Below are 17,608 nucleotides of genomic sequence, written 5' to 3' on the forward strand. Positions count from 1 at the left end.
GGAACCGAGGGTGAGGCCGCTCATAATGAAGCTATACGAAGAACGGCACATTGATTCCCCAATCATTGTCATTCAAGCAGAAGGAGTTGAAGTGTCCTATGAGACGAAAGTCGGGGCTGAAGTTCTTCAAGAGAATGGAAAGCTACTCTGGCAATTGGTCCGTTCTGGAGGAAAAAAGCAGGGAATGGGAGGATATGTACCGCAAGCGCTGGTCGCACGACAAAGTGGTGCGGACCACTCACGGCGTGAACTGTACAGGCTCCTGCAGCTGGAAAGTGTTCGTAAAGAACGGGATCATCACCTGGGAAAACCAGCAGATCGATTATCCTTCCTGCGGGCCGGATATACCGGAATTCGAACCGCGGGGATGTCCGCGCGGGGCGTCTTTCTCCTGGTATGAATACAGTCCGCTGCGGGTGAAATACCCTTACATGCGCGGCCGGCTGTGGCATATGTGGAAAGAGGCATTGAACGAGCACGGCGATCCGATCGCCGCTTGGGCCAGCATCGTCGAAGATCCGGCGAAATCCAAATCCTATAAACAAGCACGGGGAAAGGGCGGTCACGTTCGTGTATCTTGGCAGGAAGCCACGAAGCTGATCGCCGCCCAGTTAATCTATACGATCCGCAAGTACGGCCCGGACCGCATCGCCGGCTTCACGCCGATTCCAGCGATGTCCATGATCAGCTACGCTTCGGGGGCAAGGTTCATCTCCCTGCTGGGCGGCGAAATGCTGAGTTTTTACGACTGGTATGCCGACCTGCCGCCGGCTTCCCCGCAAATTTGGGGAGAGCAGACCGACGTGCCGGAATCGAGCGACTGGTACAATGCGGGCTACCTGATCATGTGGGGTTCGAACGTGCCGTTAACGCGTACGCCGGACGCCCATTTCATGACGGAAGTGCGATACAAAGGGACCAAGGTCGTGTCGGTCGCGCCGGACTATGCCGAGAATGTCAAATTCGCCGACAACTGGCTGGCCCCGAACCCCGGGACCGATGCGGCGATTGCACAGGCCATGACGCATGTCATTTTGAAGGAGTTCTATCATGAGCGTCAGGAGCCGATGTTCCTGAATTATGCGAAACAATATACGGATATGCCTTTCCTGATTCTCCTGGATGAGTTTGAGGGGGGGTACAAGGCCGGCCGCTTCCTGCGGGCAAGCGATTTGGGCGATGCCTCGCAGCATGCCGAGTGGAAGCCGGTGATTATCGACGAGAACACGAATGAAATCATCGTTCCGAACGGTACGATGGGCCAGCGCTGGGAGCAGGACAAGAAATGGAACCTGATTCTGGAACGCGAAGACGGGTCGGTCATTGCACCGGCGCTTTCCGTGGAGTCCCAGGGAGCGGAGCGGCAGACGATCCGTTTCCCGTTCTTTGATAACCGGGCCAACGGCACCTTCAAACGCCAAATTCCGGCGAAGAAAATTCAGCTGGCCGACGGAACCGAGCGTCTCGCCGCCACGGTATACGATCTGATGCTGAGCCAATATGGGATAGGGCAAGCGGAGAGCGGGCTTGCGGCTTCGGGATATGAAGATGCCGAATTCGACTACACCCCGGCCTGGCAGGAGAACATTACCGGCGTGAAGGCTTCGGTCGTCGTTCAAATCGCCCGAGAATTCGCGCAGAATTCGCTGGATACCGGCGGCCGCTCCATGATCATCATGGGTGCGGGCATTAACCACTGGTTCAACAGCGACACGATCTACCGCTCCATTCTGAACCTGGTCATTCTGACGGCTTCCCAGGGCGTGAACGGCGGCGGCTGGGCACATTACGTGGGGCAGGAGAAATGCCGTCCGATCGAGGGCTGGTCCACGGTTGCCTTCGCCAAAGACTGGCAGGGACCGCCGCGGCAGCAAAATGCCACTTCGTTCTTCTATTTTGCGACCGACCAGTGGAAATACGAAGAAATGGGGGCCGATTCCCTGAAATCGCCGACGGGCGGGGAGATCCGGTACCGGCATCCGGCAGATTACAACGTTCTTGCCGCCAGGCTCGGCTGGCTTCCGTCCTATCCGCAGTTCAACAAGAACAGCCTGACGTTTGCCCAGGAAGCGGCGCTGCAGGGGAAAACGAGCAATGAAGACATCGTGAAGCACACGCTTGAACAAATCGTGTCAGGGGATACCAAATTTGCGGCCGAAGATCCGGGTGCGCCGGAAAACTTCCCGCGATCGCTGTTCGTATGGCGCTCGAACCTGATCTCGAGCTCGGCTAAAGGGCAGGAATACTTCATGAAGCATTTGCTGGGCGCTTCGGACAGCTTGCTCTCGACGCCGAACGAAGAGGATAAGCCGGAGGAAATGGTGTGGCGCGAGGACGTGGAAGGCAAGCTGGATCTGCTGGTCGCGCTCGATTTCCGGATGACCTCGACGCCGATGTATGCCGATGTGGTGCTGCCGGCAGCGACCTGGTACGAGAAAACCGACTTATCCTCCACCGACATGCACCCCTTCGTCCATCCGTTCAACCCGGCGGTGGATCCGCTCTGGGAATCGCGTTCGGACTGGGATATTTACAGAACGATCGCTGAAGTCTTCTCGGACATGGCCAAAATGCATCTGCCCGGCGTATACAAGGATCTTGTGACAAGCCCGCTGGCCCATGACTCGGCAAGCGAGATCGCCCAGCCGTACGGTGAGGTGAAGGATTGGCGCAAGGGCGAGATCGAAGCGGTTCCGGGCAAAACGATGCCGAACCTGACGGTGGTCGAACGCGATTATACGAAAATTTACGATAAATATGTGACGCTCGGGCCGAATCTGGCCACAGGCAAAGTCGGGGCGCACGGCGTCAGCTTCTCGGTTGCCGAGGAGTATGAAGAGCTGAAGCGCTTGAACGGAACTTATTATGACGACTCCATCAAAAATGGCCTGCCGAAGCTTCATACCGCAAGACATGCGGCGGATGCCATTCTGAATCTGTCTTCGGCTACGAATGGAAGAGTAGCGCAGCGGGCATGGGAATCGGCGGAGCAGGATACCGGCGTGCAGCTGAAGGATATTTCCGCGGACCGCGTGGCGGAGCGCATCACGTTCCAGAGCATCACGGCCCAGCCGCGGGAAGTCATTCCGACGCCGGTGTTCAGCGGCTCGAACAAAATGGGAAGAAGATACTCGCCGTTCACGACGAACATCGAGCGGCTCGTGCCGTTCCGCACGCTGACCGGCAGGCAGCATTTTTATATCGACCACGAAATCTTCCTGCAGTTCGGCGAAGCGCTGCCGGTGTATAAACCGACGCTTCCGCCGATGGTGTTCGGCCCGCGCGACAAGCAGATTACCGGGGGCAAGGATACGCTGGTGCTCCGCTATTTGACGCCGCACGGCAAATGGAACATTCACAGCACGTATCAGGATAACCTGCACATGCTGACGCTGTTCCGCGGCGGCCCGACGGTATGGATCAACAATGACGACGCGGCGGCAAACGACATCCAGGACAACGACTGGCTGGAAGTATACAACCGCAACGGGGTCGTCACCGCCCGCGCCGTCGTCAGCCACCGGATGCCGAAAGGCACGATGTACATGTATCACGCGCAGGACAAACACATCAACGTGCCGGGCTCGGAAATCACGAAGGATCGCGGCGGCAGCCACAACGCGCCGACGAGAATCCATGTGAAGCCGACCCAGATGGTCGGGGGCTACGCCCAGCTCAGCTATGGATTCAACTACTACGGACCGATCGGCAACCAGCGGGATGTGTACGTGGCTGTCCGCAAAATGAAAGAGGTGGATTGGCTTGAAGATTAAAGCGCAGGTCGCCATGGTCATGAATTTGGATAAATGCATCGGCTGCCATACGTGCAGCGTCACCTGCAAGAGCACCTGGACGAACCGTCCGGGCGCGGAATACATGTGGTTCAACAACGTGGAAACGAAGCCGGGCGTCGGCTACCCGATCCGCTGGGAAGACCAGGAGAAGTACAAGGGAGGCTGGACGCTGAAAAAGGGCAAGCTGCAGCTGAAATCCGGCAGCAAGCTGTCCAAAATCGCGCTCGGCAAAATTTTCTACAATCCGGACATGCCGGAAATGAAAGACTACTATGAGTCCTGGACGTATAACTATGAACATCTGACGAATGCCGGGGAGAAGAAACATCAGCCGGTGGCCCGCCCGAAATCGGCCGTGACCGGCGAAACGATGAATCTGGAATGGGGCCCGAACTGGGAAGACGATCTGGCGGGCGCCCACGTGACCGGTCCGAAGGATCCGAATATCGAAAAGATCGAGGAAGAGATCAAATTCAACTTTGAGCAGGCGTTCATGATGTATTTGCCCCGCCTGTGCGAGCACTGCCTGAACCCGAGCTGCGTGGCGTCCTGTCCGTCGGGTGCGATGTACAAGCGGGACGAGGACGGCATCGTGCTGGTGGATCAGGAGGCCTGCCGCGGCTGGCGGTACTGCATGACCGGCTGTCCTTACAAAAAGGTGTACTTCAACTGGAAAACGAACAAGGCCGAGAAATGCACCTTCTGTTTCCCCAGAATCGAAGCAGGGCTGCCAACGGTATGCTCCGAAACCTGCACAGGACGTATCCGTTACTTGGGCGTGCTGCTCTATGACGCGGACCGCGTACAGGAAGCAGCCTCGACGCCGGATGAGAAGGATCTGTATCAGGCGCAATGCAGCCTGTTCCTTGATCCGCATGATCCGGCGGTGATCGAGCAGGCGCGCAAAGACGGACTGTCCGAGGAATGGATCGAGGCGGCCCAAAACTCCCCGGTCTATAAGCTCGCCATCGAATACAAGCTGGCCTTCCCGCTTCATCCGGAGTACCGGACGCTGCCGATGGTATGGTACGTGCCGCCGCTCAGCCCGATCATGAACTATTTTGAAGGCAGGGATTCCATCGAGAATCCGGACATGATTTTCCCGGCGATCGAGGAGATGCGCACGCCGATCCAGTACCTCGCGAATCTGCTCACGGCAGGCGACACGGTCACGGTGAAGGAAGCCCTGCAAAGAATGGCGATGATGCGTTCTTATATGCGCGCACAATCGTCGGGGGCCGAGTTTGATGAGACTCGTCTGGCACGGGTCGGCCTGACTGCCCATCAAATGAAGCAGATGTACCGGCTTCTTGCCATCGCGAAATACGATGACCGGTTCGTTGTTCCGACTTCCCATAAAGAAAGCCATATGGATGTCTACCGTTCCCAGGGCTCTGAAGGATTCGGCGCGAGCTGCGGCGGCTGCGGTCCGGAAGGTCTGCAGGGCAAAACCGGCAAGGAGCTGTACGAAGAAAATTTCTATGGAGGGATCTGGCGTGATTAATCTCGGAAAGCTGCATGATTGTAAACATGTTTTCGGTTTTTTTGCTCAGCAGCTCACGTATCCGGAAAAGCTGGATTTCCATCCGTCCGTCATGGAGGAGCTGCTTGACTCCGCCGATCCGGCCTATGAATCCGTCAGAACGTATTGGACGATCATGCATGAATACAGCATGGAGGAGATTGAAGAGCTGTATGTCCAGACCTTCGACTTTCAGGCGAAATCCACATTGTATATGACCTATTACAAATTCGAGGACGGCCGGGAACGCGGGCAGATGCTCGCCAGGCTTAAGGAGACGTATGAGATGTTTGGCCTTGGCATCGAAGGCTCGGAATTGTCGGATTATCTTCCGCTGATGTGCGAGTTTTTGTACGCGGCGCCCTGGCAGGGCCGCGAGAAGGAAGCCGCGGAGAGCCTGAATTTGATGATGGCCGTCATGGAAGACGGCACCTATCATCTGCTGAAAGCCTTGGAGAAGTATAACAGCCCGTATGCTTATCTCGTTCAAGGGCTTCGCGGCACGTTCAAGGCGTGTCTCAGTCAGGAGGCTGCCGCTCATGAACATGATTGATCAATTTTTGTGGGTCATTTTCCCCTATGTATGCATCGTTGTATTTATCGTCGGTCATATTTACCGTTATCGTACGGACCAGTTTAACTGGACGGCAAAATCCAGCGAGTTTATCGAGAAAAAACATCTCAAGCTGGGCAGCCTCATGTTCCATCTTGGCATCATTCCGGTTATCGGGGGACACGTGGCCGGCCTGGCCATCCCCCAATCCTGGATGGAGTCGCTCGGCGTCAGCGACCATATGTACCATATCGGCGCGGTGTATATCGGAAGCGCGTTCGGCTTTTTAACGCTGGGGGGCATGATCTTGTTGACCGCCAGACGGTTTGCCATCCGAAATGTCCGAAAACTCAGCACCGCTTCCGATATGGTGGTCAATGTCCTCCTGCTGTTTATCGTCTTCATGGGGATGTACAGCACGCTGGTCACAAACGCGGTGCAGCCGGAATTCAATTATCGGGAAACGGTCTCGGTCTGGTTCCGCGGACTGTTTATGTTCCGACCGGAGGCTTCGCTGATGGAGGATGTGCCGCTGTCGTTCAAAATTCACATTCTTGCGGGATTTGGTATTTTCGGTTTGTGGCCGTTTACCCGTCTGGTCCATGTGTGGAGTGTTCCGTTGAATTATGTGGGCAGAAGATATATCCTGTATAGAAAGCACCGCAAATTTGAGTCGTAGGACGAGAGAAGGCTTCTTTAGCCTTCTTTTCTACGTCAGAGGAGTAATGGGGATGAAGAATCAGCCGATCTATGATTACCAACGTGAAATGGATAAGCTTCGGACCCGGTTTCATTTCGATTTCGTGTCCATGGCATTGGTGCAGCCGGCTGAAGACCGATTTGTATTGACCTGGCAGTATGCCTCGGGAAACATCAACGAGAGGTACAAGCGCATCGTGCTGCATTCCGGCAAGGGCATCGCCGGCATGGTGTTTAAGACCGGGAAACCGATGCTGATCCCGAATGTGAATGCGGATATTGAATCAAGGGACTTGTATAATTATCCGATTATCGTTGCAGAGCAGCTGAAGAGCCTCGGTGCCATACCGCTGTGGGAAGGCACGCGCGTCATGGGGGTTTTGCTTGTGGGATACCGTAAGGAGAACATGCTGGATCACAAGGCCTTTGCGTCTTTTCAGGAAGGTATAGGGACGGAATTTGGCGCTTTTTATGCCAAGGAGGTACCACGGCCGTGATTCAAATGACGGATGAGCATCTGAGCGAATTGCTGAGAAACATGTATCAGAATAGCATGGAAGCCATTTTTTTTATGGACGAGGACGGCAGCGTGGTCGCGATGAATCCGGCTGCGGAGAATATCCTTGACATTGAAGTGATCGAGAGGATGCACTCCGGACAGGACGGGTCCTTCTGCCAGACCTGCGAAGGGTACACCGACGAACAGGATCTCATCTCCTGCTCCAAATGCTATCTGGATTATCCGGATGGAGAATTCTCGTCGTTCCAAGTCTATCTGAAGACGCGGTCCGAAGGAATTGTTCCTTATGCGGCCAGTTACCATACCATCGATGAAGCCCGCGGCATCCGGGTGATGATGCTCCTCGATCTGACGAAGCAGCAGAAAACGCAGGAAATGCTGCAGCGGACGAATATGCTGAAATACGTCATCAAGGCACAGGAGGACGAGCGCAAGCGGATCTCGCGCGAGCTGCACGATAGCGTGGCTCAGGAGCTCTTAAGCTCGCTGGTCGACCTGCGCGTCGTTAAATATATGAATGTGGGCGAGGATGTGCTCAAGAAGCTGCACCAGACCGAGGCGTCTTTAACGAGGCTGCTGGATGATATCCGGCATTTGTCGGTCGAGCTCCGGCCCGCTTCCCTCGATGATTTGGGGCTGGAGGCTGCCTTCCGCTCCCATTTCAAATGGATCGGGAAGAATTACGGCATGCTGGTTGAATTCTCTGCCGAGTTGGCGGCGGCCCGCTATGGCAGCGAGATTGAAACGGTGGTGTACCGGGTTTGCCAGGAAGCGGTGTTAAATGCCTTGAAATATTCGGGAACGGACGAGGTTCATGTCCGATTATGCGAGGAGAACGGCTGCCTTCAGTTAACCGTCCGGGACGATGGCGCCGGATTTAACATGATCATTGACGAAGCCAAGGGAACCGGACTCGGGCTGTACGGAATGCGCGAACGCGCTGAGCTCGTCGGTGGCCAGTTTACTTTGGTTTCCGCTCCCGGCGAGGGGACGACGGTTCAGCTGAAGATCCCGCTTACGAGCAACGGCAAGGCGGAGGTGAGGGGAACATGAAAATTGTGATCGCGGATGATCATGCCGTGGTCCGCAGCGGATTTTCCATGATTCTGAATTACCAAGAGGATATGGAGGTCGTCGCGACGGCGGCAGACGGCATCGAGGCATACGCCATGGTGGCCAAGCACCGGCCGCATGTGCTGTTGATGGATTTAAGCATGCCTCCCGGCGAGAGCGGATTGATTGCCACAGGCAAGATCAGCAGCGAATTTCCGGAAACGAAAATTTTGATCCTGACCATGTATGACGATGACGATTACCTGTTCCATGTTTTGAAGAACGGGGCTTCGGGTTACGTGCTCAAAAATGCGCCGGATGATGAATTGATTTCGGCCATCCGCATGGTCCATAAGGGAGGAACCTACATCCACCCCCAGATGGCCACGTCCCTGGTCCGGGAATTTATCAAGAAAGACAGCGAGAGCGCGGAGCAGGATCCGTTCAACAGTCTGTCCCAACGGGAGATTGAAATCCTGCCGCTGATCGCGAAGGGCTATGGCAACAAGGAAATCGCGGAAAAACTATTTGTATCGGTCAAAACGGTGGAAGCGCACAAGGCCAAAATCATGGAAAAGCTGAAATTGAAGAGCCGCCCGGAGTTAGTGGAATATGCGCTGAAGAAAAAACTGCTGGATTTTTAATTATGGCGCATAAGCAGGGTGATTGCGGTAAGGAATAGGGAAGTTCCCCGGAGAGATTCAGGGAACTTCCCTATTCGCATTGTGAATAGGTGCACGTACAATAGGAGCTGGGGATCAATATGCCATTCATTACGCTTTGGAAAAGGTGATGGGAATGATCAAAAAGCTGCAGCTTCCGCTGCAAACAATGAATCTGGTGCTTGGTTTTATGGTATGGGTCATCATCTCCGCGCTCCTGCCGTTCATAAGAGAAGATATCGCCATTCCGGCAGACCGGATCGCCATTCTGACGGCCATTCCGGTGGTCCTGGGCTCGGTTCTGCGGATACCGCTCGGCTATTACGCCAACGTGGTCGGAGCACGAATTGTTTTTATATCCAGCTTCATCCTGCTGCTGTTTCCGGTCTATTTTATCAGCGTGGCTTCATCCTTTACGCATCTGGTCATCGGCGGCTTGTTCCTTGGGATCGGTGGGGCCGTGTTCTCGGTGGGCGTGACCTCATTGCCGAAATACTATGCAAAAGAGAAGCTGGGACTGGTCAATGGGATCTACGGCATGGGCAACATCGGTACAGCCATTACGACATTTGCCGCACCGGTCATCGCAACGGGGATCGGATGGTCAAAAACCGTCCAGCTGTATTTGATCCTGCTGCTGATATTTGCATTATTCAATGTTTTTTTAGGCGACCGCAAAGAAATCAAGGTGAAAACACCGGTCATGGAACAGATCAAGGGTGTATATAAGAATGAAAAACTGTGGTTTTTCTCGCTTTTTTATTTCATTACCTTCGGTTCGTTCGTAGCCTTTACGGTGTACTTGCCGAACTTCCTGGTTTCTCATTTTGAGCTGGCCAAGGTGGATGCCGGGATGCGGACGGCCGGGTTCATCATGATCGCGACTTTTTTGCGTCCCGTCGGCGGCTGGCTTGCAGATCGATTTAAACCGCTGTTCTTATTAATGGGCGTATTCCTGGGGCTGACGGCTGCGGCTATCCTGTTGGCATTCTCCCCGTCCATCGGCTTGTATACGGCCGGCTGCTTAACCATAGCCGTTGGTGCGGGTCTCGGCAACGGGGTCATTTTCAAACTCGTGCCCCTTTATTTCAACAAGCAGGCGGGCATCGTGAATGGCATCGTGTCCATGATGGGCGGTCTTGGCGGTTTCTTTCCGCCGCTGCTGCTTTCCTTTATCCATTCGGTTACGGGGCAGTATTCCATCGGCTTCATGGCTTTGTCGCAGGTTGCGCTTGCGAGCTTCGTCGTTGTGGTATGGATGTACTACCAGGACAAACTTGCCGTGCAATCCGAGGTGTTTAACTCCACCGGCCAAGGGATTCTGGTAACGGATCCAAGCGGAAGGATCAGTGCCGTCAATCCGGCATTCACGAAGCTAACGGGATACTCGGAGGAGGAAGTGCTCGGCAAAAATCCGAGCGTGCTGAAGTCCGGAAGGCAATCGCCGGCGTTTTATCGCGCAATGTGGTCTGAAATCATGGAACGCGGAAGCTGGCAGGGGGAGATTTGGAACCGCAGGAAAAACGGGGAGGAATATTTGGAGCTGTTGACCATTAATGCCGTAAGGGACGAATCCGGCGACATCATTCATTATGTAGGTACCTTTAGCGATATTACATACCATTCGTCCGGCAATGCTTCGAGCGGCTGACAAGAGATGAATCGTTGTCGGTGCGAGTTGATGGATGGAGAGGGAGAGAGGCATGAAAAAGACGAGGATTGTGATTCCGCGGGAGCATGGAGGCTGGGCCATGGTCTCTGTACCTTATTTCATCGGAATGGTGGCTGCCAAGCCGGCCCTTCTGCACCTTCCGCTGTTTTTGGCGTGGTTGTTTCTATATATGGCGTCCTATCCGTTTCTGCAATCCTTAAAGACCCCGGCCAAACGCAAAACCTGGATATCCTGGGGGACCGTTTATGCTCTTGTTGCCGCCGTGTTTCTGGTTCCGGTACTTGTTCTCAAGCCGTCGATGCTCTGGTTTGCGCCGGTCCTCCTCGTGCTGATCATGGTTAATGTCTGGCATGTCCTCCGCAAAGCGGAGCGTGCGCTGCTGAACGATATTTGTGCGATCCTGCTGTTCTGTACCGGAGGCGCCGCTGCATACATGCTGGGAGGAGGAGGCTTCGATCAGCTGCTAGCTGCTGTTGTTGCTCTGAATTTCCTATATTTCACGGGAACCGTATTCTTTGTCAAATCCGTATTTCGGGAGCGGAAAAACAGGCGCTGGACGGCATATGCCATCATGTATCATTCGGTGATGCTGATTCTGCCGATATTCCTCGGGCATGGATCTTGATGTAACCTGCTTTCGCTATCGCGACGGCGAAATTGCACGGCTGCCTTCGGTCGGCTTCCATGCGAATCGACTCTGTCGTCCATTCTGTTATAATAAGGGAATGGATACAGAAGGGAAGAATGCAAATATGGCATATACAGCACAGCAGGTGGCCGAATGGATGGTGGAGGAAATCCGGTTTACGGGCAATTTGTATCAGACGGAAGCCATCCGTTATGTACGCGAGAACTTCGGGGAAGAATTTGTCTTCGTGAACGAGAATGGAAATGCTTCGCTGTCCAAGGACGTGAAGAAGGCCTTCCGCAAACTGCATGGCGGCCGGATTGCCTGGGATCGCGACGGATTCATGTGGGCCTGGACGTAATCCCGCTATAACCGAATAATCAAAAGACGGGAGAGGCCGGATCGGCAGGCCACATCCTTATATTAATGAGAGCGAGGGTGCCCCAAAAGATCTTAGATCTGGCGGGATGCTCTCTTTTTCTGTTAGGAGGCGCTCCGAGTACGAATCGTTCCTCCCATCGCTGTTGCCCCCAAATTTCTTGGAACGGTTCTAAGCAAGGATGAAATTCGGGGACAAAGGCGACCGCTCTCGCTTGTCCGGAATCGTTTCGTCCTCTCCGCTACGTTGTGCAGATCCCTCACTTTAATTAGCATACGAAAAAAACCGTCTCTTGGTAAAATGAAAGTGTTGCCTATCATTTACGAAAGAAACGGTTGGAACACTATTTTGTCAACGGTACCAAGATCGAAGCCAATGCCAACCGCTATACGTTCGTCTGTGGTAAAGCGGTTGTCAAGCACAAGGCGAAATTACAGAAGAAAGTCCAGACGCTGTTTTCAACCATCGAAGATGCCGGGATGGCTTTCACTTGCCGATAATCTGCTCAAGGCGGCAACGAACCGAAAAGCAAGAAATGGCGGTGCAAGGATAATATCCTGAGCACCGTCATTACTTCATTTGACACATTTTTTAATCTGACGAACCGTCCGTCAAGTGAACAACCCTACTTATTTATGGGGCAGCTGTTCTCATCATGAATCAATGGATCCGATGGATCGTGAATTGTCCGGTCGAGGCGTGCAGCGTCTTCGCCGTTTGCTGGGGGTCCAGCTGGCGATGGCGTTCTACCGCATAGCGGAACTCGTAGAAGCCGCCGAGCGTAGCCTTGAAATTGGTCTCCCAGTAGTTCGTTAATATCCAGGCATACGTGGAAGGACGGCTGTCCGCCGGCTGCATGGTGTGAAGCTGGCGCGGCCCGTGCTCCAGCGTTCCGAGCTGTACGAGCGGCGTGTCTGTCATGGACAGGGTCAACGCTTCCCGGTCTTTAGCCGAGTGCCAGAAGATTCCCTCCTGCACGCTGGTGTAATCGAGGCAGCTTCCAGGAATTTGATCCTTCCAAGGCCGGACATGGCATCCGGCTTTTTCGGCGTATAACTCGGCTTCCGTCCCCAGCGAGAACGGCAGGGCCACATAGACATTTTCCGGCAGCCAAACGCTGTCCTTGTGGAAGCGGACGGACACCTCGACACGAGGCTGGTTGGCAAACATCTTGATGTGGAGGGCATAGTAGCTGAGCCCCTTCACGTCGAACACCAGCTCGACCAGGGCAAACAGCGGTCCGTTGTCCAGCACGGTCGCCCGGGTTAAGCGCCCGGCATCCCGCTGGACGTTGGTGCCCTTCCGGTTGCGTCCCATGCGGCGGCGGGTCGAGCATATTTCGGATGGATTAAACTCATCCTGTGCCGGCGTAACCTCGTAGAGAGGGGTGAATGCCCCGTGCTCGCGTTCGCCGTCCAACAGGTCCGCCGAGCGTGTCTTATCGATCCACGACGTAATGCCGTTGTTCATTTCCCATTCGATCCGGAAGAAGTCGGATTCGAGCGAACTCTTGCCCGCCACGATCGGATAGGGAGTCAAGGGCTGGGTCCAAATGTCGGCGATGCCTTCGCACGCAATCGGTTCGGTATTCCGCGCGGTCGCCATATTCCTGGAAGCAGCGAGAACATCTGACGATTCGGGCGCATGAATAAACAATATCCGGGACTCTCCCGCTTCAAGCGTGAGCTCCGTAACGAGTGCCCCCGTATGTGTCAATTGGTACGGAAGCGGCTGCCCGGTCGTTTCGTCGATGAGCTCGAACCTTTTCTTCAGAATCACGTATTCCCAACCATCCAGTGGGATGGTGACCTGCAGCGTTGCTTCAGCCGGCTCCGTGTTGATTACCTCGTAGCGGAGGGGACGATGGGGGGCAAGCAGTGCGCCCTGACGGGCAACGAGCGCTTGGTCCAGCGCCCGGTAAGCCAGCTTGCTGGCTTCCGCCGCATAGGCTTGCTTTCGCACCTCCAGCATCTGCACCTGCGGATGCCAAGGCTCATACACGGAGGAATGGTAGCCCCAGGTATGCTCGGCGTACATGGTCAGCGCCTGCGAGGCCTCCTCGATCTCGGCGAGGCTCGCCGCTGCATGGCCCGGATCGAGACGCTTGACTTTGCGAAGCGTGCGCTGGGCATCCCGGTAAATCTGGGTATGCATCGCCGTGGAGGCGACCCCATCGGTCCACCAGTCCGGCCAATCCCCGCGGTGCACCGGAAGCGCGGACAGATCCTCCTGCTTCAAGACGGCAAAAAATTCGGAGAGCGTGGCCATTTTAATGGTGATTTGGTCGCCGTATTGTTCATTCCATGCGCTTATCCATTCCGCAATGTCGGCATTCGGGGACGCATTGTCCGTACCCAGGCCGGAGACCATGACGGGAACGAAGGAATACGGGTAGGACTCCTGCTCAAGATTCCATAAATACCGGTTAATCCGCAGGGCAGCAATGTCGTTGTGCCGCTCCTCGGGCTCCATCAGATTATGCTGAAGCTCATCCTTGATGATGTATTTGCCGAGTGCGTCAGGGCAGAACCCGAGCTCGTTGCCGAACATGTAATGCTCGCCGTTCCATACGAGCAGCCTGCCGCCGCTGTGGCTTTCCCACCAGAACGGGGTTTGTTTGCGGCCCAGCGGATACATGCCGTGGTGCGTATGGATGCAGGAAAACAGATGCTCGATGTTATTTTGCAGCAGGCTATCCGCATAACCCCAGCTGTACCCGTTGATGTCGGCGGTCATGGCGCTGTCGATCCGATGTCCGAAAGTGTTTGCATACCTTTGCGCCTTGCCGTGATTGCGCAGAAGGAGGTCGAAGTCCGGGAGCTCCGTCATGTTGAGATAGGTTCCGGACAGTTCGATATCACCGCGGATTACCGCTTGCTGAAAAGCCTCCTTTTCTTCCGTTGTGGCCGATTCGAGGAATTTCTCAACCGCCCAGAATGTTTCGCAAGTCCAGCGGAACGATTTCCATTCCGGACGTTCTCCGCGGTGTGCGGCATCCGTGATGCCCAGAGCCTGGCGGATAAAATCGACATGGTACTGCTCGATCCGTTCCTGACGCTCGGTGTAACCGATATCCGTGTGAGAATGATGGATGGCATAGATCGTCCAGGGACGGGCGGGTTTATGGCTTCCTTGGCGTGATATGTTCTTGTTCATATGATAGGACCTCCTAATGATAATATGGAGCGGATCGTTCGCCCGCCGTATCGTCAAACAGCTTCTCAATGCCGTAAAACACCGCGGACGTACCGTCCTCGAGACAGTCGATTGGAACGCTGTGCGTACTACCCAAGGCCAGCTGCATATCCCTTTCCCATAAGGGCAGGCTGCCCGAGATCTGTCCGCCCAGCACCAAGCGGTCCGGCCGGAATCCGGATAGGTAGGGCCGCAGCATGCCTCCCAGATTGCTGCCGTATTCCCGGAATAATTCGCGGGCCTGCCCATTACCTCGCGTTGCCGCTTCCGCCAGATCGGCTACGTCGATTCCGTCCGTCAGGAGTCCCCGCTCCGAGGCCATCCTCAGAATGCCTCTTCTCCCGAAATAGCTGTCCACGATGTGGTCCCGGTAAGGCTCCGCATACAGCATGCCGCTGCCAGGGATACCGTCCTTGCCGGCTACGATCCGGCCATTCTCCACGAAGGCCGAACCGAGACCCGTACCGAGCGTCAGGCATACGAGACGTTCCGCCCTGAACCGGATGGAGGCGCCCAGCCCGAACATGAAGGCGTCGTTCCCGAACCGGATGTCGGCAGCGGTCAAACGATTCATCATGGCACCCGGAAAGGATGGTTTGAGGCTCTGGAACTTCGAACGGAGCAGATCCCGAACCGACAGTTTGTACAGCCCATCATATTTGCCGATGCCTTGAAGAAGGGCAACGCCTTTTGCGTAATCGAAGGGCCCCGGAAAGGCAAAGCCGATCCGGATCGAATCGCGATAGTCCACCGGCCGGAAGGCCGAGGCGTAAAAGCGTAACAAATCATGGCAGGCGCCGGCGAAGCTGGCGATCGCTTCCTCCGCCGTTCCTTGCGATGCCGAAGGCCGGATGAGGAACGAGCCGGGGACAAGCTGCCCGTTCACGAGCAGCGCCCCCTTCAAAGCGGTTCCCCCGGCATCAAGCGTTATGGTGATGGGGGCAGGGGGAGACGGGCTTCCCGGATCGTCCCAATCAGGGCGGTTCATGAAAACTCTCCGTTTGCCGCTCTCCGGGAAGGCGGAAGCAGCGGGAGATTCCATTCCGGGTTGACCCTGGCCGCAATCAAGGTGCATGGGGATCCGGACAGGTTCTCCAATCGGTATTCGCCTATACATGCCGGAACGATGTAGGATTCCGCATAGCCCCATTCAACGGCCCCACCCTCGTCCGCAGCCGGTACAAGGCGGACGCGGTCGCCTTCCACGAGATTGTACATAACGAACTCTCCTTGGGTATCCGCTTTCCAGGTATCCTGCAAATTCAGCCTGCTGACCTGGAACAGAAGATCTTCCCGTTGTCCCAGCAGTTCCTCCGTGCTGCCGCCTTGACGGCTTACGACGGAAGGCCTAGCGATAAGCCCGTCCTCAACTGCCGGCGTATTCATGGCGTCATTGATATTGTGGCGCGCATGCTCAGGGTTCATCGGGCGTGGCTTGCCATCGGCGTCCAGCCGCAGATAATCATAAATCTTGAACGTAAACCACCAGGTGGTCGAGGAGATTTCCAGCACGAGATTATCCCTGCCGGAGCAGTGGACCGTACCCGGTGGAATAAGGTAGAGATCCCCTGTTTGCGAGCGGTACTCGTTAACGTAGTCGGAGAGCTCCAGCGGCTCTTCCTGAAGATGGGCATTCTCGACGGCTTCAAGGAGCCGTCCGCCGGTGATCCCTTCCTTCAGTCCCAAATACACCTTGGCTCCCGGGACATTACGCATGATGTAGTACGACTCTTGCTGTGTCATATGTTCATTGAACTGCGCCTCTGCATATTCCTGCAGCGGATGCACCTGAAGCGACAGCTCGCCGCCCTGCATCGTATCCAGATAGTCAAACCGGATCGGAAAATAATCGCCGAACAGCTCGAAATTACGCGTTCCCATAATTTCCTGGGGGGCTGCCTCCATCAACAAAGTGAACGGAACCTCGAAGGTGACATTCTGCACGCGCAGCAGCAGCGTGTTCTCGGGAGCGATGGGTTCAAAGCTCCAGGCGCAGTTCGGCCATTCTTCGGGAAGGCCGCACAATTCCTTAAGGTATTGCCCTCCCCATATCCCCGGGGCAAAAAACGGCTTGACCCGAAACGGCTGCCGGGCCGCTTGATGCAGCACGCTTGCCAATTTCGCTGCAGGCAGCCAGACAGGAGCTTCCGAACGATTCAAATCCATATAGTACGATTGGTTGACCGAATGCTGGACATGATGGTCCAGCCAGTCCCGGCGGTAAGTCTCCCAGACGGGCCATTCGAGAAACAGGCAGTTCTTGTAGGTCTCAACCTTATCGCTCGAGATGCCGAGGCCGAAGCTGCCCATACGCTCCGCATGGCGCCGCTGCTGGTTTTCGCGGGAGTAATCGGCGTAGAAGCGAAGATCGGGAGTTCTGCCTTCCAGCAGCGAGGCACCCGGGCCGTGCAGCACGTGAATGCCGCACATCGCGTCAAATTGACGCGCGCTTTTTTGCAAGGCAGCCTTAGCGCCCGGCTGAAAATATTGAGTGGGACGGACATCCGAGGCTTTATAGCCGAATGCCCGGTTATCGGTCAGATAAGGAGCCATCTCGGCCCGGAGCTCGGCTTCGGGTTTTACGTAATGGGACGTCGAATCGCTTAAGAAGGCGATGCCCTCTTGTTCGCAGGTTTGCTGAAGGTGGATCAGCAGTTTATCGAAATCGGCACCGTGCGTTCCGTCAAGCGTAATGTAGACGCCGCGCTTTTCGGGGGGATGAAGCTGCGATTTTTGTTTGTGGGTCGACATGATGAACGAGCACCAGGAGTCGATCCCCTGATTCATGAACAAGGGCTCGTGGCGAAAATCCACAGGATTGATCGGATGTGATTGAAAGGCAGTTGCAGGTTTCATGGATTGGATGAATCCTCCCTTCCGGAATGTCTGTTACGACTTCATTGTAGAAGGCAAGGGAGGATACGTCTTTAT

General features: G+C 55.3%; 13 protein-coding genes. 10 read left to right on the forward strand and 3 right to left on the reverse strand.

The features are described 5' to 3' along the window. Positions 1 to 98: 98 nt before the first annotated feature. The 10 genes from RB298_RS10950 (at position 99) to RB298_RS10995 (ending at position 11,464) form a co-directional block, all read left to right on the forward strand. A complete protein-coding gene (locus RB298_RS10950) occupies positions 99 to 3,773 on the forward strand; it encodes a nitrate reductase subunit alpha (protein WP_486047053.1) in 3,675 nt (1,224 codons plus the stop codon). Continuing rightward, on the forward strand, positions 3,763 to 5,298 hold the full coding sequence (gene narH / locus RB298_RS10955; RefSeq protein WP_486047054.1) for a nitrate reductase subunit beta: 1,536 nt from the start codon (positions 3,763 to 3,765) through the stop codon (positions 5,296 to 5,298). The genes RB298_RS10950 and narH overlap by 11 nt, the downstream gene beginning before the upstream one ends. After that, positions 5,291 to 5,869 (forward strand): nitrate reductase molybdenum cofactor assembly chaperone, encoded by a 579-nt coding sequence (gene narJ, locus RB298_RS10960; protein WP_096773161.1) that lies wholly within the window; start codon positions 5,291 to 5,293, stop codon positions 5,867 to 5,869. Before narH ends, narJ begins: the two co-directional genes overlap by 8 nt. Further along, positions 5,856 to 6,548, forward strand: coding sequence for a respiratory nitrate reductase subunit gamma (narI, locus tag RB298_RS10965; protein ID WP_009592621.1), 693 nt, complete (start codon positions 5,856 to 5,858; stop codon positions 6,546 to 6,548). The genes narJ and narI overlap by 14 nt, the downstream gene beginning before the upstream one ends. 52 nt (positions 6,549 to 6,600) lie before the next feature. Further along, on the forward strand, positions 6,601 to 7,065 hold the full coding sequence (locus RB298_RS10970; protein WP_486047055.1) for a GAF domain-containing protein: 465 nt from the start codon (positions 6,601 to 6,603) through the stop codon (positions 7,063 to 7,065). Continuing rightward, positions 7,062 to 8,141, forward strand: coding sequence for a sensor histidine kinase (locus RB298_RS10975; protein WP_486047056.1), 1,080 nt, complete (start codon positions 7,062 to 7,064; stop codon positions 8,139 to 8,141). The genes RB298_RS10970 and RB298_RS10975 overlap by 4 nt, the downstream gene beginning before the upstream one ends. Next, complete coding sequence (locus tag RB298_RS10980; protein ID WP_009592555.1) at positions 8,138 to 8,785, forward strand: response regulator transcription factor; 648 nt, start codon at positions 8,138 to 8,140, stop codon at positions 8,783 to 8,785. The genes RB298_RS10975 and RB298_RS10980 overlap by 4 nt, the downstream gene beginning before the upstream one ends. A gap of 154 nt (positions 8,786 to 8,939) precedes the next feature. After that, positions 8,940 to 10,454: a nitrate/nitrite transporter gene (locus RB298_RS10985; protein WP_375120978.1), complete on the forward strand. Its 1,515-nt coding sequence runs from the start codon at positions 8,940 to 8,942 to the stop codon at positions 10,452 to 10,454. Between the two features lie 52 nt (positions 10,455 to 10,506). After that, on the forward strand, positions 10,507 to 11,100 hold the full coding sequence (locus RB298_RS10990) for a YwiC-like family protein (RefSeq protein ID WP_486047057.1): 594 nt from the start codon (positions 10,507 to 10,509) through the stop codon (positions 11,098 to 11,100). Between the two features lie 127 nt (positions 11,101 to 11,227). Continuing rightward, positions 11,228 to 11,464, forward strand: coding sequence for a DUF6953 family protein (locus RB298_RS10995; RefSeq protein ID WP_009592569.1), 237 nt, complete (start codon positions 11,228 to 11,230; stop codon positions 11,462 to 11,464). A 678-nt stretch (positions 11,465 to 12,142) separates the two neighbouring features. Here the strand turns inward: RB298_RS10995 and RB298_RS11000 are convergent. The 3 genes from RB298_RS11000 to RB298_RS11010 are packed head-to-tail and all read right to left on the reverse strand — an operon-like array spanning position 12,143 to position 17,533. Beyond that, positions 12,143 to 14,638 carry a glycoside hydrolase family 38 N-terminal domain-containing protein gene (locus RB298_RS11000; RefSeq protein WP_486047058.1) on the reverse strand — a complete coding sequence of 832 codons (2,496 nt, stop codon included), beginning with the start codon at positions 14,636 to 14,638 and terminating at the stop codon, positions 12,143 to 12,145. 13 nt (positions 14,639 to 14,651) lie between these two features. Beyond that, on the reverse strand, positions 14,652 to 15,665 hold the full coding sequence (locus RB298_RS11005; protein ID WP_486047059.1) for an ROK family protein: 1,014 nt from the start codon (positions 15,663 to 15,665) through the stop codon (positions 14,652 to 14,654). Then, positions 15,662 to 17,533, reverse strand: coding sequence for a class I mannose-6-phosphate isomerase (locus RB298_RS11010; RefSeq protein ID WP_486047060.1), 1,872 nt, complete (start codon positions 17,531 to 17,533; stop codon positions 15,662 to 15,664). Before RB298_RS11010 ends, RB298_RS11005 begins: the two co-directional genes overlap by 4 nt. Positions 17,534 to 17,608: the final 75 nt, after the last annotated feature.

This window comes from Priestia sp. BR_2 (assembly GCF_041954005.1).
Lineage (GTDB): Bacteria > Bacillota > Bacilli > Paenibacillales > Paenibacillaceae > Paenibacillus_AQ > Paenibacillus_AQ lautus_A.